At 58.3% G+C, this 21,646-nt stretch carries 23 protein-coding genes and 1 tRNA gene; 8 read left to right on the forward strand and 16 right to left on the reverse strand.

Features of this window, described 5'->3' with window-relative positions:
• The first annotated feature begins 49 nt into the window (after positions 1-49).
• Positions 50-736, forward strand: a complete 687-nt coding sequence (locus HUO12_RS11210) for a hypothetical protein (protein ID WP_176273677.1) — start codon at positions 50-52, stop codon at positions 734-736.
• On the opposite strand, the gene HUO12_RS11215 is transcribed toward HUO12_RS11210, so the two are convergent.
• The 5 genes from HUO12_RS11215 to sucC form a co-directional block, all read right to left on the reverse strand.
• Complete coding sequence (locus HUO12_RS11215; protein WP_176273678.1) at positions 733-1,746, reverse strand: energy transducer TonB; 1,014 nt, start codon at positions 1,744-1,746, stop codon at positions 733-735. The genes HUO12_RS11210 and HUO12_RS11215 overlap by 4 nt on opposite strands.
• A gap of 10 nt (positions 1,747-1,756) precedes the next feature.
• The gene (locus tag HUO12_RS11220; protein WP_176273679.1) at positions 1,757-2,683 is read right to left on the reverse strand and encodes a TonB family protein; all 927 of its coding nucleotides are present in this window, start codon (positions 2,681-2,683) and stop codon (positions 1,757-1,759) included.
• A 54-nt stretch (positions 2,684-2,737) separates the two neighbouring features.
• Entirely contained in the window at positions 2,738-3,667 is a 930-nt protein-coding gene (locus HUO12_RS11225) for an electron transfer flavoprotein subunit alpha/FixB family protein (RefSeq protein ID WP_176273680.1), read from the reverse strand.
• A 29-nt stretch (positions 3,668-3,696) separates the two neighbouring features.
• Positions 3,697-4,449: an electron transfer flavoprotein subunit beta/FixA family protein gene (locus tag HUO12_RS11230; RefSeq protein WP_176273681.1), complete on the reverse strand. Its 753-nt coding sequence runs from the start codon at positions 4,447-4,449 to the stop codon at positions 3,697-3,699.
• Between the two features lie 144 nt (positions 4,450-4,593).
• On the reverse strand, positions 4,594-5,793 hold the full coding sequence (sucC, locus tag HUO12_RS11235) for an ADP-forming succinate--CoA ligase subunit beta (protein WP_176273682.1): 1,200 nt from the start codon (positions 5,791-5,793) through the stop codon (positions 4,594-4,596).
• A 139-nt stretch (positions 5,794-5,932) separates the two neighbouring features.
• Between sucC and HUO12_RS11240 the strand changes: the two genes are divergently transcribed.
• Complete coding sequence (locus HUO12_RS11240) at positions 5,933-6,733, forward strand: 3'(2'),5'-bisphosphate nucleotidase CysQ (RefSeq protein WP_176273683.1); 801 nt, start codon at positions 5,933-5,935, stop codon at positions 6,731-6,733.
• Between the two features lie 66 nt (positions 6,734-6,799).
• Here HUO12_RS11240 and HUO12_RS11245 read toward each other — a convergent pair whose 3' ends face one another.
• Positions 6,800-7,498: an OmpA family protein gene (locus HUO12_RS11245; RefSeq protein WP_176273684.1), complete on the reverse strand. Its 699-nt coding sequence runs from the start codon at positions 7,496-7,498 to the stop codon at positions 6,800-6,802.
• Positions 7,499-7,694: 196 nt separating this feature from the next.
• Between HUO12_RS11245 and HUO12_RS11250 the strand changes: the two genes are divergently transcribed.
• Positions 7,695-9,008 carry a hemolysin family protein gene (locus HUO12_RS11250; protein ID WP_176273685.1) on the forward strand — a complete coding sequence of 438 codons (1,314 nt, stop codon included), beginning with the start codon at positions 7,695-7,697 and terminating at the stop codon, positions 9,006-9,008.
• A 5-nt stretch (positions 9,009-9,013) separates the two neighbouring features.
• Here the strand turns inward: HUO12_RS11250 and HUO12_RS11255 are convergent, their stop codons facing one another.
• The 9 genes from HUO12_RS11255 to HUO12_RS11295 all read right to left on the reverse strand — a co-directional run bounded on the left by HUO12_RS11255 (position 9,014) and on the right by HUO12_RS11295 (position 17,031).
• Positions 9,014-9,436: a DUF3035 domain-containing protein gene (locus HUO12_RS11255; protein WP_176273686.1), complete on the reverse strand. Its 423-nt coding sequence runs from the start codon at positions 9,434-9,436 to the stop codon at positions 9,014-9,016.
• A 2-nt stretch (positions 9,437-9,438) separates the two neighbouring features.
• Positions 9,439-9,963, reverse strand: coding sequence for a signal peptidase II (gene lspA / locus HUO12_RS11260; RefSeq protein WP_176273687.1), 525 nt, complete (start codon positions 9,961-9,963; stop codon positions 9,439-9,441).
• Positions 9,963-12,866 carry an isoleucine--tRNA ligase gene (gene ileS, locus HUO12_RS11265; RefSeq protein WP_176273688.1) on the reverse strand — a complete coding sequence of 968 codons (2,904 nt, stop codon included), beginning with the start codon at positions 12,864-12,866 and terminating at the stop codon, positions 9,963-9,965. The genes lspA and ileS overlap by 1 nt, the downstream gene beginning before the upstream one ends.
• A gap of 138 nt (positions 12,867-13,004) precedes the next feature.
• Positions 13,005-13,937, reverse strand: a complete 933-nt coding sequence (locus tag HUO12_RS11270; protein ID WP_176273689.1) for a bifunctional riboflavin kinase/FAD synthetase — start codon at positions 13,935-13,937, stop codon at positions 13,005-13,007.
• Entirely contained in the window at positions 13,937-14,464 is a 528-nt protein-coding gene (locus HUO12_RS11275) for a dihydrofolate reductase (RefSeq protein ID WP_176273690.1), read from the reverse strand. The genes HUO12_RS11270 and HUO12_RS11275 overlap by 1 nt, the downstream gene beginning before the upstream one ends.
• Positions 14,465-14,473: 9 nt before the next feature.
• Positions 14,474-15,562, reverse strand: coding sequence for a 5-(carboxyamino)imidazole ribonucleotide synthase (locus tag HUO12_RS11280; RefSeq protein WP_176273691.1), 1,089 nt, complete (start codon positions 15,560-15,562; stop codon positions 14,474-14,476).
• Positions 15,559-16,038, reverse strand: coding sequence for a 5-(carboxyamino)imidazole ribonucleotide mutase (gene purE / locus HUO12_RS11285; protein WP_176273692.1), 480 nt, complete (start codon positions 16,036-16,038; stop codon positions 15,559-15,561). Before purE ends, HUO12_RS11280 begins: the two co-directional genes overlap by 4 nt.
• Positions 16,039-16,067: 29 nt before the next feature.
• Positions 16,068-16,754 carry a 2,3-diphosphoglycerate-dependent phosphoglycerate mutase gene (gene gpmA, locus HUO12_RS11290; RefSeq protein WP_176273693.1) on the reverse strand — a complete coding sequence of 229 codons (687 nt, stop codon included), beginning with the start codon at positions 16,752-16,754 and terminating at the stop codon, positions 16,068-16,070.
• A 127-nt stretch (positions 16,755-16,881) separates the two neighbouring features.
• Positions 16,882-17,031, reverse strand: coding sequence for a hypothetical protein (locus HUO12_RS11295; RefSeq protein ID WP_176273694.1), 150 nt, complete (start codon positions 17,029-17,031; stop codon positions 16,882-16,884).
• A 91-nt stretch (positions 17,032-17,122) separates the two neighbouring features.
• Here HUO12_RS11295 and HUO12_RS11300 point away from each other — a divergent pair.
• A tRNA-Thr gene (locus HUO12_RS11300) sits at positions 17,123-17,197 on the forward strand.
• A 6-nt stretch (positions 17,198-17,203) separates the two neighbouring features.
• Here the strand turns inward: HUO12_RS11300 and HUO12_RS11305 are convergent.
• On the reverse strand, positions 17,204-17,461 hold the full coding sequence (locus HUO12_RS11305) for a hypothetical protein (RefSeq protein ID WP_176273695.1): 258 nt from the start codon (positions 17,459-17,461) through the stop codon (positions 17,204-17,206).
• Positions 17,462-17,559: 98 nt separating this feature from the next.
• Between HUO12_RS11305 and HUO12_RS11310 the strand changes: the two genes are divergently transcribed.
• From HUO12_RS11310 to HUO12_RS11325, 4 genes are read left to right on the forward strand one after another with little or no spacing between them, the layout of a single operon-like run.
• Positions 17,560-18,114, forward strand: a complete 555-nt coding sequence (locus tag HUO12_RS11310; RefSeq protein ID WP_176273696.1) for a PH domain-containing protein — start codon at positions 17,560-17,562, stop codon at positions 18,112-18,114.
• Positions 18,111-19,679: a PH domain-containing protein gene (locus HUO12_RS11315; protein ID WP_176273697.1), complete on the forward strand. Its 1,569-nt coding sequence runs from the start codon at positions 18,111-18,113 to the stop codon at positions 19,677-19,679. The genes HUO12_RS11310 and HUO12_RS11315 overlap by 4 nt, the downstream gene beginning before the upstream one ends.
• A 27-nt stretch (positions 19,680-19,706) precedes the next feature.
• Entirely contained in the window at positions 19,707-20,702 is a 996-nt protein-coding gene (locus HUO12_RS11320; protein WP_176273698.1) for a threonine aldolase family protein, read from the forward strand.
• Entirely contained in the window at positions 20,699-21,628 is a 930-nt protein-coding gene (locus HUO12_RS11325; RefSeq protein ID WP_176273699.1) for a DMT family transporter, read from the forward strand. The genes HUO12_RS11320 and HUO12_RS11325 overlap by 4 nt, the downstream gene beginning before the upstream one ends.
• Positions 21,629-21,646 lie beyond the last annotated feature (18 nt).

Genomic DNA, 21,646 nt, shown 5'->3' on the forward strand with positions numbered 1-21,646 from the left:
TGGCTAACCCTACACTTTTACCCCTGCTTGCTCGTCAAGGGGGATAGCCATGACCATGCCAGCCAACGAAAAGCCTGGTGCCGATCCGGCATCAGGCAAAACGAGGCCGCGAGATGTTCTCGAAGCACAGGTGGAGCGCGTGCAACTCGCGCGTCGCTTGGCTCTTGGTCAGCCGTCGCCACAGGAAGACCGCGAGTTCGCTCGACTTCTTGAAACATTGAACGGCCGCATCGTGCACTTGATCCGCGTCTATCGGCTAACCGATATGCTTGAAGATGCGCGGCAGGCGTCTGCGATTGCAGTGCTGCGCGCGCTTGAAAGCTACAATCCACGCCAGGCACGTTTCACGACCCACGTGACATGGCAGTTGCGAGGTGAGCTGCAATCGCTGCGGCACCGGGTCCGGCTTGATCAGCGGCGCAGCGCGCGCAGCGCCGGGATTACGACCGTCCAGCTTGAAGCGCTGAGCGATGACGGTGCGAAGCCATTCGAGCCGGTGGATGACAGCGCATTGTTGCGAACCGAAGCAGGCGCGAGCCAAGCCATGGTGCTGCAGCTTATGGATGGCTTGCTGGACGAGCTTCACGCGCCTGAACAGGAGCGCTGGATCATTCATGATCAATTGCTGGACCGCGAACCGCGCGGTCTGACGCTTGATTACACGTCAGAACAACGCCGCCAGATCACGCGGCGGACCTACCGCAATTGCATGAAAGTGTTGGCGGAGATGGGCTAATCTGCAGGTGTTTCAGGAGCCAGCTTGCGCGGACCTTTGCGCCCTTCTTTCGGCTTGCGATGTAAAAGGCCGTGCGCATCCACAGGCGGTCGTCCAGAGAGCCGGTAGACCACAGAGGTGATATAAATCCCTTTCATCGGATTGCCGTTGGCGCCCTTGGCCGGCTCGAAGCGGCTGTGCTCGAGCAAGTCGTGGCATGCCGCCTCCTGAAGGGGTTTTGCTGCCAGTTGATGCAGCGTGTCACAGCGTTCTGCGCGGCCTTCTTCATTGACGATAAGCCGCACCGGAACCGGTCCTGACCATCCCGAGCGCAGTGCTCTACTCGGGTAATTGGCATGCAGCTTGCGCGCCCATTCGGCTTGATCGACCGGCTGAGCGCTGCTTCTTATGCCGATAAAAGGACCAAGCGCGTCGAGTTCCTCGCGTGCGCATTTGTCCAGTGTGGCGAGTGCAACCGCGACACTGCCGGTATGCAATGCGATCGGTTTTTGCGATGCACCGATTATCACATAATGCGTAGATTGATTCTCCAGATCCGCACGCTGCATGGCCCGTTCGACTGCGTCCTTCAACTTCCCGGTTTCGGCAAACAGGAGAGTGGCAAAGGCAACGCCGGGCTTCTCTCCCAATGATGCATTGGCAACATACCCGTGCTCCGCAAAGCCGCTGGCAGGCACAAACTGTGTTTCCAGCGTCCCGCGCATGCGGGCAATGCCATCGCCAAACAGGCCGACCTGAACAGTCCAGCCTGGGTGTACGCGTTGCCAGGTGAGCGTTGCCTGACGACCATCCGCATGGGCGAAATCGCGCCTGATCGTGCAGCCGGGGCCTTTGCGCGAAAGCCGCCATTTGCTGGTTGGCTCAAACCGGTCAGCGGCAAAATAATTGACGTCTTCTTCGGAGACTTGCGATGCGGTCTCTGCGTCACTGTCTTGCGCGGCCAGGGGCACATGCGCGGCAATAAGGCTCGCTGAAAGGGCGAGGCCGAACGCCTTGTGTGGTCTAAGCAATCTCTGGCTTTCAATTTGTCGCATACGTCACCGTCGTTGCGTAGAAAGAACGCATAGGATTGCCGTCGCTATCGAGGGCTGGCGCAAATTTGGCGTACTTCATCTTCTCGCACGCTGGAGTTTGAAGCGCCTCGCTGACAGTGGATTCTTCAATGTGGCAATCCGATACCGCGCCGTCCTGTTCGACAATCAAGCGCACTCGAAAAATACCTCCCTGCCCACGATACAGCGCTTGCTTAGGATAGTCGCGTTGAATGCTTTGGGCGATGCTCTCAAGATTAAGGAAGTCGGGCGGCGTGTAATTTGCGTGTTTTTCCGGGTCGAGGCCCCACGCCCTCAGTAGGTCCTTTGCGCAAACGTTTAGTGCTTGAACGGCAGGCGCCATATTACCCGTCTCGAAGCTGAGGATGTTCGTACCCATCCTCAACACAACGCGATCGACTTTTGCTGCTCCTTCAAGGTCGATTTCTAATGACGATTGTTCGTCATCATCAGCAGCCGGATCAGCACCGCCGATATAGACATTCCCGAGGATGAGAGCTGGTCCAAACCCGTCGATGGACCCGCGCTTGACCCCGGTCAGATACTTGAGAGGAACATCATTTCGAAGGCCGAGATAATTCCAGCGCCCCGGAGCGAAAAGCTTCACTTTCGAGCCGGCAAGCGTCATCCCGAAACGTTCCATGGGCGCGGCTTGCTCAAGCATGATCAGATGCTGATCATCGGCTGTTCCGAAAAGCCTCGTTAGGCGACAACGATTTTCGCCAAAGTCGATATTCCAGGGCGAAATCGGTTCCAGAAGAACAGCGCCTTTGCGCTTGACCAAATCCGCCGGCAGCTCTTCTTCGGCACTGGCTGGGTATGACAGCAAGGCTGCTACCGCAGCGAAGATCGCGATGAATGACAGGCGCATAAAAAACCTCCGAGAAGCAAGCATAGCCTCCCGGAGGTTCGTATCAAGTTACGTTATTCTAAAGGGTTAGCGCGCCCTTTACAGCTTTTCCATCAGCTCCGGCACGACCTTGTAGAGGTCGCCGACAAGGCCGATATCCGCGACCTGGAAGATCGGGGCGTCTTCGTCCTTGTTGATCGCGATGATGGTCTTGGAGTCTTTCATGCCTGCCAAGTGCTGGATCGCGCCGGAAATACCGATTGCGATGTACACTTCCGGTGCGACGATCTTGCCAGTCTGGCCGACCTGATAGTCGTTCGGAACATAGCCAGCATCAACTGCCGCGCGCGATGCGCCGATCCCTGCGCCAAGCTTGTCTGCAAGCGGTGTGATGTACTGCTCGAACGTCTCGGAGTCCTTCAGCGCGCGGCCACCTGACACGATGATCTTCGCGCTAGTTAGTTCTGGACGCTCGCTTTCCGCGATTTCCGCGCCGACGAAGCTGGAAAGGCCCGCATCGCCGGAGCCGGAGACTGCAGAAACGCTTGCAGAACCGCCTTCAGGCGCCGCCTTGTCAAAAGCAGTGCCGCGAACCGTGATGACGAGCTTGCTATCTGAACTTTCAACCGTCGCAATCGCGTTGCCGGCATAGATTGGCCGCGTGAAGGTCTTCTCGCCTTCAACCGAGAGAATGTCGGAGATCTGCATGACGTCGAGCAGAGCTGCGACACGCGGCGCGATGTTCTTGCCGGTTGTGGTGGCAGGGAAGAGCACGGCGTCAAAGCCGTCCATCAGGCCAGCGATCAGCGGCGCAACATTCTCAGCCAGCGCATTTGCGTAAGCCGCATCGTCCGCGAGGTGCACAGCGCCAACGCCTGCGACCTTCGCGGCTTGGTCAGCCACGCCTGCGCAGCCGGAGCCGGCCACGAGCAGATCTACATCGCCCAATTTGGAAGCCGCTGTCACAACGGACAGCGTTGCGTCCTTCATCTCGCTATTGTCGTGTTCGACCCAGACGAGAGTTTTCATGTCAAAATTCCTTTCTTGTCCGGGTTAGCTCAAGCGATGCCGAGTGCTTTGATCTTGGCGACCAGCGCATCGACGTCTTCGACCTTCTCACCCGCCTGACGAACCGGTGGCTCGGAGACATTGGTGGTGGTGAGGCGCGGCGCGATATCGACGCCGTAATCACCCGGAGCCTTGGTATCCAAAGGCTTCTTCTTCGCCTTCATGATGTTCGGCAGCGAAGCGTAACGCGGCTCGTTCAAACGAAGGTCGGTGGTGATGATCGCAGGCAGCGAAAGCTTGACGGTTTCCAGACCACCGTCGATCTCACGCTTCACAGTGACGCTGTCGCCTTCGACTTCGACTGTGTTCGCGAAGGTGCCTTGCGGACGGCCCATCAGAGCGGCGAGCATCTGGCCGGTCTGGTTGCTGTCGTCAGAGATCGACTGCTTGCCGAGCATCACTATGCCGGGCCCTTCTTCCTCGGCAATTGCCTTGAGGATCTTCGCAACCGCAAGCGGCTCGACATCAACGCCGTCTTCGACCTCGACGAGGATCGCGCGGTCTGCACCCATAGCGAGGGCGGTGCGCAGTGTTTCCTGCGCCTTTGCCGGACCGATCGAGACCGCGATGATCTCTTCAGCCTTGCCCGCCTCCTTGATGCGGATCGCTTCTTCGACAGCGATCTCGTCAAAAGGGTTCATACTCATTTTGACGTTGGCCAAATCAACGCCCGAGCCGTCTGCTTTGACGCGCGGCTTTACGTTGTAATCGATCACCCGCTTAACGGGGACGAGGATTTTCATAGGTCTTCTTCCTCTAAGTAAGTGTCGGCCTTGCTCTAGCTTGCGTTTACGTAAACGTCAAGCAAGAGTGGTCTTGTTCATTCTGCACCCTGCGTATGTACTTACGCAACAAAGCGGGCGTGTTTCCCGCGTTTGCTATGCGCTTCAGGCCGCCTGCTTGACTTCGGCGACGATCTTCTTGGCCGCATCGCCGAGGTCATCTGCAGGCACGATAGGCAGGCCTGAATTGGCGAGGATTTCCTTGCCCTTTTCGACATTGGTGCCTTCAAGGCGAACCACCAGCGGCACGCCGAGATCGACTTCCTTTGCCGCAACCACGATGCCTTCCGCGATAGTGTCGCAGCGCATGATGCCGCCGAAGATGTTGACTAGGATTCCTTCTACAGCCGGGTCCTTTAGGATGATCTTGAAGGCCGCAGTGACTTTCTCAGTCGTTGCGCCGCCGCCTACGTCGAGGAAGTTGGCAGGGAAGGCTCCGTTCAATTTGATGATGTCCATCGTCGCCATTGCGAGGCCGGCGCCATTGACCATGCAGCCAATGTTTCCGTCGAGCTTGATGTAAGCCAAGTCATATTGGCTTGCTTCGACTTCAGCAGGGTCTTCTTCGGTTTCATCGCGCATCGCTTCTACGTCAGGGTGGCGATAGAGTGCGTTGCCATCGAAGCTCATCTTGGTGTCGAGCACCAGCAGCTGGCCGTCCTTCGTCTCAACCAGTGGGTTGATCTCCAGCATCTCGCAATCGAGATCCATGAAAGCGGTGTAGAGCTGCTTGGCGAGCTTCTGCGCTTGCTTGTTGAGATCGCCCTTGAGCTTGAGGCCGAACGCCACTGCACGGCCATGATGCGGCATGAAGCCTTGCGCCGGATCGATGGTGATGGTCACGATCTTTTCAGGCGTCGAATGCGCGACTTCCTCGATGTCCATGCCGCCCTCGGTCGAGACAATCATCGCGACTTGGCCAGTGGCGCGGTCGACCAGCATGGAAAGATAGTATTCCTTTTCGATATCGACGCCGTCAGTGACATAGAGACGGTTGACTTGCTTGCCTTCAGCTCCGGTCTGGATCGTCACCAGCGTGTTGCCGAGCATCTCGCTCGCATCGCTGCGCACATCGTCGATTGACTTTGCAAGGCGCACGCCGCCTTTCGCGTCTTCACCCAGCTCCTTGAACTTGCCCTTGCCGCGGCCACCTGCGTGGATTTGCGCTTTCACCACGTAAAGCGGCCCAGGCAGCTTCTCTGCGGCCGCGACCGCCTCTTCCACAGTCAGAGCGGCGTGACCTGCAGGAATGCCGATGCCGTATTTCGCTAGCAATTCCTTGGCTTGGTATTCGTGGATGTTCATTTTGTGGGGAAGCTCCCGTCGTCCTGTTAGTCTCGACTCACCCGGAGGCTGATACCAGCGGGCCTTGCTGCAGGCCTAAGCATGATTGAGCCGCCTTGAAAAGTAGACTTTCGTGCCGCAGTGCGCTCCTATCAGTTCTATGATCGATTCTGCACGTCTCAACGCCATTGTCAGTGAAGCGGGGCGCATCGCGCTAAGCCGCTGGCCGGGGGCTGGCCACGAGGTCGAGATGTGGGAGAAAGAGCCAGGGCATCCGGTCTCAGTCGCGGACATCGAAGTCGACAGCTTCTTGAAGCGGGAACTTGGCAAGCTCCTGCCATCTGCCGGCTGGCTCTCGGAGGAAACGGCGGACAATCCGGACCGCCTCAAGAATGATCTTGTGTGGCTAGTTGATCCCATAGACGGCACGCGCGACTTTATTCGCGGCCGCCCGGGCTGGGCGATCTCTGTCGCGCTTGTCAGTAATGGAAGGCCGCTCATCGGGATGCTAAGCGCGCCCGCGCGTGACGAGGAATGGCTTTCTGTTGCAGGCCAAGGCGCAACGCTCAACGGCACAAGAATTAAAGCGTCGGTTTGCCGCGACTTCACTGGCGCGCGTGTCCCAACCGATCAGCTTGCGAAAATCGACAGCGATTTGACGATGGTCGAAAAGCCCAATTCCATTGCCTTGCGCATGGCGATGGTGGCCGCGGACAGAGCAGATCTGGTTGCGACTTTACGCTGGGGCTATGAGTGGGACATTGGCGCTGCGACGCTAATCGCGCGCGAGGCCGGTGCCATGATCTCCGATGCGCATGGAGGACAGCTCGCCTTCAACAAGCGCGATCCGCGCGCCTTCGGTGTGGTCGTGTGTGCGCCGCAAATCCACGATGCAGCGATTGTGCGGCTTAAAGACCGCGCGGAGCTCTTTGCAAAGAAGGGCGCTGAAGCCTTCAAATAGGAGCATAAAGAAAAAAGGGCTGACGTTTCCGCCAGCCCTCTTTCTGTCGTGGATGCCTCGCAGAGCTTAGTTGGCTTGCTGCGCGGCTTCGACCTGCTCCTGGCTGATCGGCGTGATCTTGATTTCCACGCGGCGGTTCAGTGGCTCCGCTACATTGTCGCCGGTCGGAACGCGCAGATATGCGGCTTGCTCGCCAAAGCCCTGAGTCTCGATTCGGGCGCGTGATACGCCGCGCGCGACGAGATAGTTCGCCACCGTTTCCGCACGCTGCTCGGACAGGCGCTGGTTCAGCGCATCAGAGCCCGTTGTGTCAGTAAAGCCATACACATCGATCAGGCTGTCAGGATATTTGATGAGGCTGTCTGCCACGGTATTGAGTGTTTCATAGAAGCCAGGATTGATATCGGCTGAGCCGCTCGCGAAAGTCACACCGTCCGGTAGACGGACAAGGATTGCGTCCTGATCGCCGACTTCCTCAACCTCTACGCCGCTGCCTTCGGTTTGTTCGTCGAGTTCGCGGATCTGGTCATCAAAACGCTTGCCGATAACCGCTCCTGCGGAACCGCCGATACCTGCGCCGATAATGCGGGCCGTGTCGCCACCGACCACGCCGCCCAGCAGATAACCGAGCGTGCCGCCAAGCAAAGCGCCACCTGCGGTACGAGAGACTTTCTTCTCGCCCGTGTTCGGGTCTGTCACACAAGCGGTCGTCCCCAGCAATGACAGGGCTGCAACCCCTGACAAAAGCACTTTCGAATGTTTCATAAACTCTCTCCTCCTTCTCGCGGGCAAGAGCGGGATCGTTCTCGCACGCTGTCGTAAACTCTGTTTCCTATCTGTGCCTTAGCACATTAACCGGCTGTGACAGAGCTTCAATGTGATGCCACGCTGAAACGTGGCTTATCAGCGTTTGATGTTGTCATGGCTGGCGTAGCCACGATTTTGTGCTAGCGAGCAAATCGTGACACCGTTTCCCTGGGACAATCTGTTCATCATCATCGCGTTGATCGTGCTCAACGGCGTGTTCGCCATGTCCGAGCTCGCGATCGTTTCTGCAAAGCCGGCCAAGCTGAAAGCTCGCGCTGAAGCGGGCTCAAGCAGCGCGAAAACAGCTCTCGCACTTGCGGCTGAGCCAGGCAAATTTCTTTCAACCGTTCAGATTGGCATCACGCTCATCGCGATTATCACAGGCGCGTATTCCGGCTCGAGTCTCGAGGCACCTGTTGGCGAGAGGCTTGCTGTCTTGGGTGTTCCGGCAGACATCTCTAATGAAGTCGCATTCATCTCCGTGATCGCGATTACGACCTATTTGAGCGTGGTGGTTGGCGAGCTTGTGCCCAAACAGCTCGCATTGCGCCATGCCATTCCCATCGCGCTGGTGATGGCTCGTCCGATGGCCTTCATCGCCCGGGTCGCGGGGCCGCTGGTTTGGATTCTCGACAAATCGTCGGGGCTGATCATCCGCCTCTTGGGCATTCGTCCTGGAGGTCAAAACAGTGTGACGGCGGAAGAACTTCACATGATCTTCGCTGATGCAACCCGAAGCGGGATAATTGAAAAGGATCAGCACCAGCTGCTCGCAGGGGTTGTACGTCTCTCAGAGCGTCCTGTGCGTGAGCTGATGACGCCTCGACCCGAGATCGATTGGGTCGACATCAATGCGAGCGAAAAAGACCTCAAACGGGTGATCGATGAAAGTCCGCACTCGCTGCTTCCTGTGGCGGACGGCTCGCCCGACGCGATCTTGGGCGTGGTGAAGGTGCGCGAAGTGCTCGCGCGGCTGGTCGATGGCGAGCCTGTCTCTCTCGCTGACTTGATGCGCAAGGCTGAAGTTGTGCCGGATCAGCTGGATGCGATGGATGCCCTCCGAGTACTGCAGCAATCGGAAATAGCCATGGCCATGGTGCATGACGAGTATGGCCATCTTGACGGCATTATCACGCCGGTCGATTTGCTAACCGCGCTTGCGGGCACCTTTGCAAGCGATCAGGACGAAGGCGATGCGCCGCAGATTGTCGAGCGCAAGGATGGCTCGTTGGTAATATCAGGCCAACTTGATGCCGATGCTTTGGCAGACAGGCTTGGACTTGAATATTCAGACGATCGCGAATTCGGCACAGCGGCAGGCTATGTCTTGTCGGTACTCAAACGCTTGCCAACCGAAGGCGACAGCTTTGTGGATCAAGGCTGGCGCTTTGAAGTGATCGACATGGACCGTCGGCGCATCGACAAGCTGTTTGTGGTAAAGGAGCCTGAGGAAGTTTCTTCAGACTAACGCTCTCAGCCCGGGATAACGGCCTGAGCGAATTGCCCGTCGCCTTCCGGTGCCGCGATGATATCGCGCGTTGTGCTGCCTTTGGCGACAGTGTTGGTGTCAGGATCGCCTACTTGGCTGCGAATACCCGGAGCTGCGGCTCCTGCGCGATCAAGCGCAGATGTTTCGACCGAGCTACGCGGAGCCGGACCGCCAAACAGCGCTTCCAGGGCTTGCTCTGACGCGGTGCCATCTGCAGGGCGCGGCGCGCCTGGCGCAGGCGGCACGAGATTGAAGTCAGGCGGCACCACGAGCGGTGCCTGACGCTGCACAGCAAACTCGTCCGGACGGTCACGATTGAGAAAGCCGCCGCCGCCACAGCTCGCGAGCACGGAACTCGCTGCAGCAAGTAGAATGGCAGATTTTGCGGTACGCCCAGAAACAAACATCTCTAATTCTCCGAAGGGACGCTCTCTGCGTCCATTTCATCAGTGTCCTTTTCGCGCACGAACAGGCTGCGCACAAGGATTATCACGACGCCGATGGTGATAGCGGCATCTGCGACGTTGAAAACAAGGAAGGGACGGAAATCCCCAATGTGAAGGTCAGCATAGTCCAGCACATAGCCGAGCCGGTAGCGGTCAACGATATTGCCCAGCGCTCCGCCAAGGATCATGCCGAGCCCCAGAATATCACCCAGAACCCGCTCGCGCATCATCCAGATGGCGACGATCAGCGCGATAAACGCGGTAAGCGCCACGAGAGCATAGCGCATTTCGATGCTGGTCGCTTCCAGCATGCCGAGTGACACGCCAAAATTGTGCACACGAGTTAGGTCGAAAAATGGCAGCAGCTCAAGCTTGTCGCCTTGATACTCGAGGCCGAGCGGGCCATCGACAAGCCACTTCACGACCTGATCGACGACAAAGATCACTGCCGCGAGCGCCAAGCCAATCTTTCGGTTGCGAGTAAACATCAGCCGACTACATCCTCACACCGATCGCACAGGTCGCCGTCTTCCGAAACTTCCGGAAGCAAGCGCCAGCAGCGGCCGCATTTGTGGTTGGTGCTCTTCGTGACGGTCACATCGTCCCCTTGGCCGCGCGTGACTGACGCGGTGATGAACAATTCGGCGAGCTGTTCGTCAGTGAAGCCTTCTGGCACCGCGCTTTCCGGCACGACCACATCGGCTTCGTTGGATGAGCGGATGATCTTCTCGCGCCGCAGCGGCTCGATCGCTTCATTGACCTGTTCGCGAAGATTGCGGAGCTTTTCCCAACGCGCGCCATCGGCGGTCACGCCCGGAACAGGCGGCCATTCGAGCAGGTGGACGCTGCCGCCATCGGGATAGCGCGTGCTCCACACTTCTTCAGCCGTATAGACCAGCACCGGCGCGGCATAGCGCACCAGCGCGTGGAACAGGATGTCGAGCACGGTGCGATAGGCGTTACGCTTGTCCGAATTCTCGCCGTCGCAATAAAGCGAATCCTTGCGGATATCGAAGAAGAACGCGCTCAAATCTTCGTTGCAGAAATCGACCAGCAAGCGCGTGTAAGTGTTGAAGTCGTAATCATCGACTGCCTTGCGCAGCCTGCCGTCAAGCTCCGCCAGCATGGCTAGCACATAGACTTCCAGCTCCGGAATCTCGCCAGTATCGCCCATATCGCCGACGAATCCGTCGAGCGCGCCGAGCAGATAGCGGAACGTGTTGCGCAGGCGGCGATATTGGTCGCCGACACCTTTGAGGATTTCATCGCCGATGCGGTGGTCTTCGGTAAAGTCGACCGAAAGCGCCCACAGCCGGATGATATCCGCGCCGTATTGCTCCATAACTTTCAGGGGATCGGTCGTATTGCCGAGCGACTTCGACTGCTTGAAGCCCTTGGCGTCCATGGTGAAGCCATGGGTCAGCACTTGATCGTAAGGCGCGCGGCCGCGTGTGGCGCAGCTCTGCAGCAAGCTCGACTGGAACCAGCCGCGATGCTGGTCTGATCCTTCGAGATAGAGATCGGCAGGCGCGCGCAGATCTGGCCAACGCCCGCTTTCAAGCACGAAAGCATGCGTGCAACCCGAATCGAACCAGACGTCCAAGATGTCTTTGACCATCTCGTAATCTTCGGCCTGATATTCATTGCCGAGGAATTCCTGCGCGCGGGCTTCATCCCATGCATCGACCCCGTCCTTGTGGACCGCCGCGACGATCCGCGCGTTCACGGCTTCATCGACGAGATATTCGCCGCTCTTGCGGTCAACGAACAGCGTGATCGGCACGCCCCATGCGCGCTGGCGAGAGAGCACCCAGTCGGGCCGTCCTTCGACCATGCTTCCGATGCGGTTGCGGCCTTTTTCCGGCACGAAGCGGACACGGGCGATTTCTTCCATCGCGCGTTCGCGCAGGGTTGGCGCGGCGCAGGGTTTTTCATCTGCTGGATCAATCGCGCCGCCTTCGCCTTCCCAGCCCTTTTCTTCCGGCGTTTTGGGGCTCAGCCAGGGCAGTTCCTTGTCCATCGGCACGAACCATTGCGGTGTGCAGCGGAAGATGACCTTGGCTTTGGAGCGCCATGAATGCGGGTAAGAGTGCGCGTAGTCGGCGCTCGCTGACAGGAGCGCGCCTGCTTCGCGCAGGTCGGAGCAGATCGGTCCGTCGGGCGCGTTGAAGGGTTTGTTGATGACCGAACGGCGGCGTTCCTTGCCGTCCTCGTCCAGATCGTTCGCGCCCAGCCACAGCCAGTCATCGCGATATCGGCCATCATCCATCACCGCGAAGACGGGATCGATGCCGTGTTCCTTGCACAGCCAGAAATCGTCCTCGCCATGGTCAGGCGCCATATGGACGAGGCCAGTGCCGCTTTCCGTGGTGACGAAATCGCCGGCGAGGAACGGACGCGGCGTCGCATAGAAGCCGCCCAGATGGTGCATCGGGTGACGGGCGACTGTTCCGGCTAACTGCTTGCCCTTACCCCGCCATACAATGCTTAGGCGCTCGCCTTCTTCGGTCTTGACACCGATACGTTTGCCAAACTCATCTATAAGATCTTCAGCTAAGAGGTAGCGCTCATAGTGAGGCTCGCCATTGGCTTCGATCAGCGCGACCAAGGCATATTGGATGTCCTCTCCGTAGGCTAAGGCCTGATTAACCGGAATGGTCCATGGCGTGGTTGTCCAAATTACAGCCTGCTCGTGCAGCAAATCTGGAATCGGGCTTTCGGTGATCTCGAACGCCACGTCGATCTGCGGGCTGTCGGTCAGGTCCTCATACTCGACTTCGGCTTCGGCGAGCGCAGTCTTCTCCACCGGCGACCACATCACAGGCTTGGACCCGCGATAGAGATTGCCGCTTTCCGCAAATTTCAGCAGCTCGGCGACAATCGTGCCCTCAGCCTGAAAATCCATGGTGAGATAGGGATTGTCCCAATCGCCCATGATGCCCAGCCGCTTCAGCTGCTCACGCTGCGTATCGACCCAATGCTGTGCATAGGCGCGGCATTCGGCGCGAAATTCCGCTGCGGGAACCTCGTCCTTGTTGAGCTTCTTCTTGCGATACTTTTCCTCGACCTTCCATTCGATCGGAAGTCCGTGGCAATCCCAGCCCGGCACGTAAGGCGCATCCTTGCCGACAAGGTTTTGCGTGCGGCACACCATGTCCTTGAGGATATGATTGAGCGCGTGGCCGATATGCATGTCGCCATTCGCATAAGGCGGGCCATCATGCAGGATGAACTTCTCGCGGCCTTCGCGGGCCTCGCGCAGCTGCTTGTAAAGCCCTTCGGATTCCCAGCGCGCCTGAATGCCCGGCTCCTTTTGCGGCAAGCCGGCCTTCATGGGAAAATCGGTCTTCGGCAGGAAGACGGTGTCTTTATAGTCGGGCTTTTCTGACATTGGCTCGCGCAGTTTGATTTCACAGACCCGCTCGTGCTGAGCCTGTCGAAGTATGAGCGGCCCGTTCGATAAGAGCCTTCGACTTGGCTCAGGGCGAACGGACCGTTTTAACGGTGATCTGCGCGTCTAGGGAAAAGCTCAAAGGGCGGCAAGCAGCCTCTTTGCTTCGGCGCAATCCTTATCCATCTGCGCGATGAGCTCGTCCAGCCCATCGAACTTCGCTTCAGCGCGCAGGAAATGATGGAAAGCGACTTCCACTTCCTGCCCGTAAAGGTCGCCGGAGAAGTCAAAAAAGTACGGCTCGAGCAGCTCTTTGGGCGGTTCGAATTGCGGCCTGATGCCGACATTCGCCGCGCCTTTCAGCACTTCGCCTGTGCTCAGGATCTTACCTGTCACCGCATAGATCCCGTATTTTGGACGTTGGTAGTTTTCTAGGCTCAAGTTCGCCGTTGGATAGCCGATAGTGCGCCCGCGCTTGTCGCCATGTTCGACGATACCGCGCACCGCGAAGGGGCGAGTGAGCAATTGCGCGGCGAGCTGCGGATCACCATCCTTCAGGGCTTGCCGGATACGGCTGGAGGAGACGACTTCGCTGCCATCTTCGACCGCGGTGACGACGCGCGATTGCAGACCGAGCTCGCCGCCAAGTGTCCGCAGCATGTCGACATTGCCTGCCGCGCCTTTGCCGAAAGTGAAGTCGCCGCCCGTTACCACGCCATGCGCGCCGAACCGATCAATCAGGATATCGCGGATGAAGTCCTCAGCCGGAGTGCCCGCGAGCGCGCCGTCGAAATGGAACACCAGCATAGCGGACGCGCCCGCTGCGATATAAAGCTCCTGGCGTTGTTCGAGCGTGGTCAGCCGGAAAGGTGGTACGTCCGGCTTGAAGAAGCGCACCGGATGCGGATCGAACGTCGCGATGATCGAAGGACGACCTTCTTCCTGCGCCCAGCGGATCGCTTCACCTGCGACAGCTTGGTGCCCTTTGTGAAACCCGTCAAAATTGCCGAGCGCTACAATGGCTCCCCGCAAAGGACCCGGCACAGCTTCGCGATGATCGAGCCAGCGCATCAGTCTTCATCCTCGCCACCGGGGCGAACATAAGAAAGAAACGAGAAAGCGGGTTTGTCGCCTTCAGCCTCGTGATCCTCGCGGGCGACCAAACGCCAAGCACTACTGGGCGCCCGCATAAAGGTATCGCCTTTGTATTCAGCGTGCACCTGCGTCATCTCGATCCGATCGGCATGGTTCCAAAAAACGTCATAGATCGCCGCTCCGCCGACAATTGCGATATCCGTTTCAGGATTGTCGCGCCGCGCTAGTGCGAGAGCTTCTTTCACATTATGCGCTTGTTCCACACCCTCATTGTCCCAACTTTCCCGTCGGGTCAGCACAATATGGCGACGACCCGGAAGCAATCCGGGCAAGCTCTCGAACGTCTTGCGGCCCATGATCATTGGCAAGCCTTCGCCATCTGCGCCCATGGTCAGCGCTTTGAAGTGCTTTAGGTCTGCCGGAAGATGCCAGGGTAGCTTGTTTTCACTGCCAATCGCGCCGTTTTCGGCACGTGCATAGATAAGGATGATGTCGCCAGCCATGAAGCGCCTTCAGCCAATCGGACCTGAATTTGAGACACGCGTGACATGGCCCATCTTGCGGCCTTCCTTGGCCTCCGCTTTGCCATAGAGGTGCAAATGCGGCTCGCCTGCCTCGCTGAGCATGGTGTGCGCCGTGAGCGCGTCTTTGCCAACAATGTTGCGCATTTCGATATGCGCAAAACGCGTCTCTGTGCTGCCCAAGGGCAGGCCGCAAATCGCGCGGATGTGGTTTTCAAACTGGCTCGTTGCCGCGCCTTCAATGGTCCAATGGCCGGAATTGTGCACCCGTGGCGCCATCTCGTTGAAGACAGGACCTTCCTTTGTGGCGAAGAACTCAAGCGTCAAAACGCCGACATATCCCAGCGCATCCGCCACTTTAGCTGCAATGGTGCGAGCTTGCTCGACCTGAGCTGCAATCAGTTCGCCAGCAGGTAATGTGGACGTGACAAGCATGCCGTCTGCGTGGACATTAGCAGGCGAATCCCAGAAATGGATTTCGCCGACAGCCGAGCGCACAAGGATCACAGAGAACTCCGCAAGGAAGTCTACAAATCCCTCATAGACGCAAGGCTTGCCGGGAAAGCGTATCGCGTCTGCGTCTTTCACTGACTGCACCCGCCATTGGCCTTTGCCGTCATAGCCTTCGCGGGTGGTTTTCAAGATGCCTGGCGCACCAATCCGTTCGACCGCCTCCTTGAAATCGGCCTCGGTTGTGGCGGCGGCAAACGGGGCGGGGCGGGCGCCGTGTTCTTGGGCAAAGCGTTTTTCGTTCAAACGATCTTGCGCGACTTCAAGCGCATTGGCGCCCGGCAAAAGCCGTTCGCGGGGCATCGCTTCAACCGATTTCAACGGAACATTTTCAAACTCCCAGGTGATCACATCGCACTGCGACGCAAATGCGGCCAAGGCAGCCGTGTCACCCCAGCCATTATGGAAGAAGTCTGCGCAAACCTCTGCTGCGACATTGTCACCTTCGGGCGCATAGCCGATCACGCGGTAGCCGAGCTGAGTCGCTGCAACCGCCATCATTCGGCCGAGCTGGCCGCCGCCAAAAACCCCAATTGTCGAGCCAGGCGGTAGTGGCGTAATGTCGCTCATTCGGGCACTTGACCCACTGCATCGCTGCGCGCTTGGCGCCATGCCTTGAGGCGCCCCGCCAGTACTTCATCCTTGAGCGCGAGGATAGCGGCTGCCATCAATCCCGCATTGGTCGCGCCTGCTTCGCCGATGGCCAGTGTCCCGACCGGAACGCCCGCGGGCATCTGCACGATCGAAAGCAAGCTGTCCTGGCCCGACAGCGCCTTGGATTGCACCGGCACGCCAAGCACGGGCAGATGCGTCATGCTGGCGATCATGCCAGGCAAGTGCGCGGCGCCGCCAGCGCCTGCAATTATCACGTCGAAGCCTTCGCTCTCTGCCCCTTTCGCAAAGGCCGTCATCCTGTCCGGCGTGCGATGCGCGGAAACGATCCGCGCTTCATGCTCAACCTCGAGCTCCGCCAAAACTTCAGTGGCGCGGCGCATGGTGGGCCAGTCCGACTGGCTACCCATGACTATGGCAACTTTGCCTCCCATTTGTGCCCCTTTCAGCCTTTCCTGAGCCTTCAAGCGTCTTTCAGGTAATAGCGCTCACCCGGCACCATATCGTCATCGAAATCATAGATGATCGGTTGCCCGGTTGGAATCTCCAGCCCGGTGATGTCTTCATCAGAAATGTTCGATAGATGTTTGACGAGCGCCCGCAGTGAATTGCCATGGGCGGAGATGATCACGGTTTCGCCGCTTGCTAGAACCGGCAGAATAACGCTTTCCCAATAGGGCAGAACACGTTCGATCGTGAGCTTCAGGCTTTCGGTGTGAGGAACGTCGATACCTTCATAGCGCGGGTCGGCACCCGGATCATATTCGCTGCCCGGCTCCATCGGCGGCGGAGGTGTATCGAAGCTGCGACGCCAGATATGCACTTGCTCATCGCCGTGCTTGTCGCGCGTTTCCTGCTTGTTGAGCCCTGTAAGGCCGCCATAGTGCCGCTCGTTCAAGCGCCAGTCTTTCGTCACAGGCAGCCACAAGCGTCCCGCCTCTTCCAAGGCGAGATTGAGTGTCTTGATCGCGCGGGTCTGAAAGCTCGTGAAACACACTGTCGGCAAGACACCTTTGTCCTTCATCAGCCTTCCGGCAGCTTTTGCTTCTTCGACACCCTTTTCCGTGAGATCGACATCCCACCAACCCGTGAAACGGTTCTCAAGATTCCATTGGCTCTGGCCATGGCGAACAAGGATCAGTTTAGGCATTGGTACTCCGGCGGTCGGGGCCACCCACTCCCTCCACCCTTCCACCCGGATAGTGCCCCGGGATGCTCCGGGCGGAAGGGTGGAGGGAGTGGGTGGCAAGGCACCCTGCAAATAGAAGCATCACGCGTTAGCCGCGCTCACCGTCTTTGGGAACCCCGGATTCGCCGCTTGATTCGGTCATCTGGCGCGCTTGTGCTTTGCGGCGCTTCAAATTCTCGCGCAATTTGGCTGCCATGCGCTCTTCGCGCGACATTTTGTTGTCTGCATCTTCACTCATGCGAAACGCATTGGCGTTATCGCGCTTGCGGCGCAAGCTTGGCTTGACATTGTCGCCGTGCGCGCAGATAGGCGCGCCACTCTGACGAGACGCTGCTGTAGCTCAGTGGTAGAGCGCACCCTTGGTAAGGGTGAGGTCGAGAGTTCAATTCTCTCCAGCAGCACCACTCCTGTCATCGCATGCCATCGATAACCGTTTTGGCGTCTTTGAGGCCTAGCCCGGTGTCTTGTCGGAGCGTGCGGATCGCTTCGATCGTATGGCCATTCTGCAAGGATTGCTCAATCTGAGCGCGTGCAGTCGGCGAGATACTCGCCAGATCGAAATCGAGCGGCTCCTGCAGTTCAGCGCGCTTTCGAGAGCCGATCAGATAGCCGGACATAAAGACTGCAGCGGTCCACATGATCATCCACCAATCGATATTTTCCAGCATGCGTGCACCTCTCGTTCGCCGTATTCGCTCGCGTCTCAAGCTCGCTGATGAACTACAATACATTGACGGACCCCGCCGTACTAGCCATCTAAGACACTATGGACGAGAAGAACGAAGAGTATTCGCCTCTGCGCGATAGTCATGGCGAAGCTCAGACCGACGCATCTTCGCCGCAAAACGTCGAAGACATTGACGACAATGCACTCACGCAGGTCGACCCGGCGTACAAGACGGTGCTGCGGATTGGCGCGACGATTTTCTGTGTTCCGTTTCTTATTGCAGGGCTCGTGATTGAAGGCACTGGCTCACTGCCACCGGCGGTCGTGATTGTGCCGCTTACGCTGATTGCACTGCTATTGATATTTCGTATTCCGACACGCCGCTATATGGCGCGCGGCTATGCGATAAGCGCGGACCGATTGCGGATCGCGCGCGGTATTCTGTTTCGTGCCGATACCGTTGTACCCTTCGGGCGCGTGCAGCATATTGACGTCAATCAGGGTCCGCTGGAGCGGTTCTTCGATCTCGCGACGCTGACGCTCCACACTGCGGGCTCGCATGGCGCGCATGTGACGCTACCGGGCCTCAAGCACCAACTCGCCATGGAGATGCGTGAGGAAATCCGCAGTCATATCAAGCGCGAGACGATATGAGCGAAGCGGTTACTACTAGCGGGGGAGGCGTAGCAGAGTCGCTGCGCACCGACTCCAAGAGCTTCATCATTCAGGGCTTGGCGGGATTTCGCAACGCGATCTTTCCCGCAGTCGCGGCTTTCTTTGCGCTGCGTAGCCAGGGGTCGTTCGCGTTCCTCGCCGCATTTGTCGCCGGCTTTGCGATTGTCGCAATCGCTGCAGGCGGCGCTTATCTGCGTTGGCGTAAGTTCACCTATCAGATCAATGCCGAGGATATCCGCGTGGAGTCTGGCATTATCTCGCGTGCTGCCCGTTCAGTTCCATTCGAGCGCATCCAGGACGTAAGCCTTGAGCAGACACTTATTCCGCGCCTGTTTGGGCTCGTGTCCGTCAAATTCGAAACGGGTTCAGGCGGCGGAGAAGATATCACGCTCGCTTATTTGAAGGAGGCCGAGGGCGAGCGGCTACGCGAACTGGTGCGGTCGAGGCTTGATGGCACCGCTTCTACAACTGTTGCAGATGGCGAGGATGCTGGTCCTGCGCCGGCAACCACTAGCGAGGAGCCAAGCAAGCTCTTGTTTGCAATGGACCCGCGCCGGTTGTTCACATTCGGTATATTCGAGTTCTCTCTCGCCATTTTCGCTGTTCTGGCTGGTCTAGCGCAATATGCAGACTGGTTCGTTGACTTCGAGATCTGGGATCCGGATCTGTGGCGCAATGTCGCCAGCGAGCAGACTGGCTGGATTGCAAGCCTCGGCCAGATCGGACAGATCGTCGGTGCGATTGCCAGCATCCTCGCGCTAATCGTTGTTGGTTCCGCAACCGGCATGATCCGCGTTTTTCTGCGTGATTGGAATTTCCGGTTGGAAGAAACCCTGCGAGGCTTTCGTAGGCGGCGCGGGATGTTCACGAAGACCGATGTCGTGATGCCCGTACACCGCGTTCAAGCAATTCGCGTGAAGACTGGCTGGGTGCGTTATCGGTTCGGCTGGCGCGCGCTTAAATTCGTGAGTCTCGCTCAGGATCTGGGTTCCGCCAATCACGACGTCGCGCCCTTTGCCAAGATGGATGAGATATCCCCCATCATCAGGGCCGCCGGTTTCGAAGCTCCGGCAGACGCTCTCGATTGGCGCAAGACTGATCCGCGCCATTGGATTGACGAGACTCTTATTGCAGGCGGTTTCTTCTTGCTTGTGGGCCTCGGCAACATCGTGTGGGGATCGCTTTGGATCGCGGCTATCCCACTTGCTATTGCGACACTTATCGCTGCCGCGAACTGGTATGGGTACAAAGTCCACGCGCACGCGCTCGATCCTGAGCAAATCATCGTGCGCACCGGCTATTTCTCGCCTGACTTGCAGATTGCCAACCGTGTGAAGCTCCACTCGGTTCAGATCGTGCAAGGTCCGATTGCGCAACGACGCGGCTATGCGACGCTGCATTGCGGTCTTGCTGGCGGAACGCTGTCACTCGCTGGCCTTCCGATCGAGCGTGCTCGCGAATTACGTTCTGCAATTCTGAAAAGCATTGCTGAGAAGGATTTCTCGGAAATCTACCGCGCACCAGAACCTCGCTTGGCGGCGTGAGAAAGTCGCGCTAAGCGCATCGCCATCATGCGCTTCCTCTCTGACAATGCCGCTCCCGTGCATCCGGATGTTCTTGCTGCTTTGGCGAAAGCGGACGAGCATGATTTGCCTTATGACGGCGACCGCTGGAGCGCGGCGCTGGACGAGCGCTTTTCCGACCTGTTTGAGCGCGATTGCGCGGCGCTTTGGATAGCGACAGGTACTGCGGCCAATTGCCTCGCGCTTGGTACCATGGTGCAACCGCATGGCGCGGTGGTTTGTCATGAGGAAGCGCATATCGAGATGGATGAGGGCGGTGCGCCGGGGTTTTTTCTCCACGGTGCCAAGCTGATTCTGGCGCAGGGTGAGGGCGCTCTCCTGACGCCTGCTGATCTGGATGCTGTGACCCAACGCATTCGCGACGATGTCCATCAGGTTCAGCCGCATGCGATATCGATAACGCAAGCGAGTGAATATGGCCGCGTATATACGCCAGCGATGCTCGCGGAATTGGGCGACTATGCAAATGCGCGTGGATTGAGTCTGCACATGGATGGCGCACGTTTTGCCAATGCGGTCGCGTATCTCGCTTGCTCGCCAGCTGATGCAGTGGGACCCTGCGACACGCTCGCTTTCGGATTCATCAAGAATGGCGGGATGAGCGCGGAAGCGGTGATCCTGTTCGATCCGAAGCGTGCGGCCGAGGTCAAATACCGCCGCAAGCGTGCGGGGCATTTGCAGTGTAAAGGCCGCTATCAGGCAGCTCAAATCCTTGCGATGCTGGAAGGTGACCTGTGGCTTACCAACGCGCGCCAGTCCAATGCCGCAGCGGCCGAAATCGCTGCGGCTTGTGGAGAGCGTCTAATGCACGCTGTTGAAGCAAACGAGCTGTTCGTCCGGCTCAACGCAGCCGAGCGCGAGGCCCTGCGGGCCCAAGGCTTCGAGTTCTATGATTGGGGCGATGAGGCGGCACGGTTTGTGACCGCATGGGACACTAAACAAGAAGACGCTTCGAACCTTGCCAAGGCCATTGCGGGCCTATGAGCGTGAGCGCAGGCGGCGATAGCCCCAATATGTTGAGTTGGCGGGTGATCATCCCCTTCGTGCTCGCCGGCACGATCTGGGGATCGACCTGGTTCGTCATTACAGGCCAGATTGATGGCGTACCGCCTGCATGGTCGGTCTTTTATCGCTTCGCGCTCGCAACACCTGCATTGTTTCTTGTGGCCTTCTTGATGAAGCGGCGACTGCAGCTGACGCGCCCTGAGCACACTCTTGCAATGCTGGTTGGCCTTTTCCAGTTCAGCGGCAACTTCCTGTTCGTCTATACGGCAGAGCTTTATGTCACATCGGGAATCGTAGCGATGATGTTCGGCCTGCTCATGGTCCCGAACGCAGCGCTCGCCCGACTGTTTTTACGCGAACGGGTTACACCTCAGTTCCTGATCGGCAGCACAATCGCGATTGTTGGGGTGTCGTTCCTCCTGCTGCATGAGTGGCGCGCCAATCCTGATGCAGGCGTCATTGGAGGCAATGTCGGGCTTGGCATTGTGCTAGCCATGCTCGGCATTCTCGCTGCTTCTATTGCCAATGTCATACAAGCCAATCCGACCGGGCGCGCTGTGCCGATGGTCAGCCTGCTTGCTTGGGCGATGCTTTACGGGACGATCTTCGATCTGGGGTTTGCAATTCTGACAGCGGGCCCTCCGCCGCTTCCGACAAGCACCAGCTATTGGCTGGGTATCATCTATCTCGCTGTGATCGGATCGGTTGTAACCTTCCCTCTGCATTACAATCTCATTCGCGAGATCGGAGCTGGGCGGACGGCGTACAATTCCATCCTGACGATTTCGGTCGCTATGGCGATTTCGACGCTGTTTGAAGACTATCGCTGGACGTGGCTAACCGCGAGCGGGATGGGGCTGGCGGTGGTGGGCATGCTACTCGCTCTCCGCGCCAAGCAGCGGTAAAATCTGCAGCTTCACCAC

This window comes from Altererythrobacter lutimaris, from assembly GCF_013371495.1.
GTDB classification, from domain to species: domain Bacteria; phylum Pseudomonadota; class Alphaproteobacteria; order Sphingomonadales; family Sphingomonadaceae; genus Erythrobacter; species Erythrobacter lutimaris_A.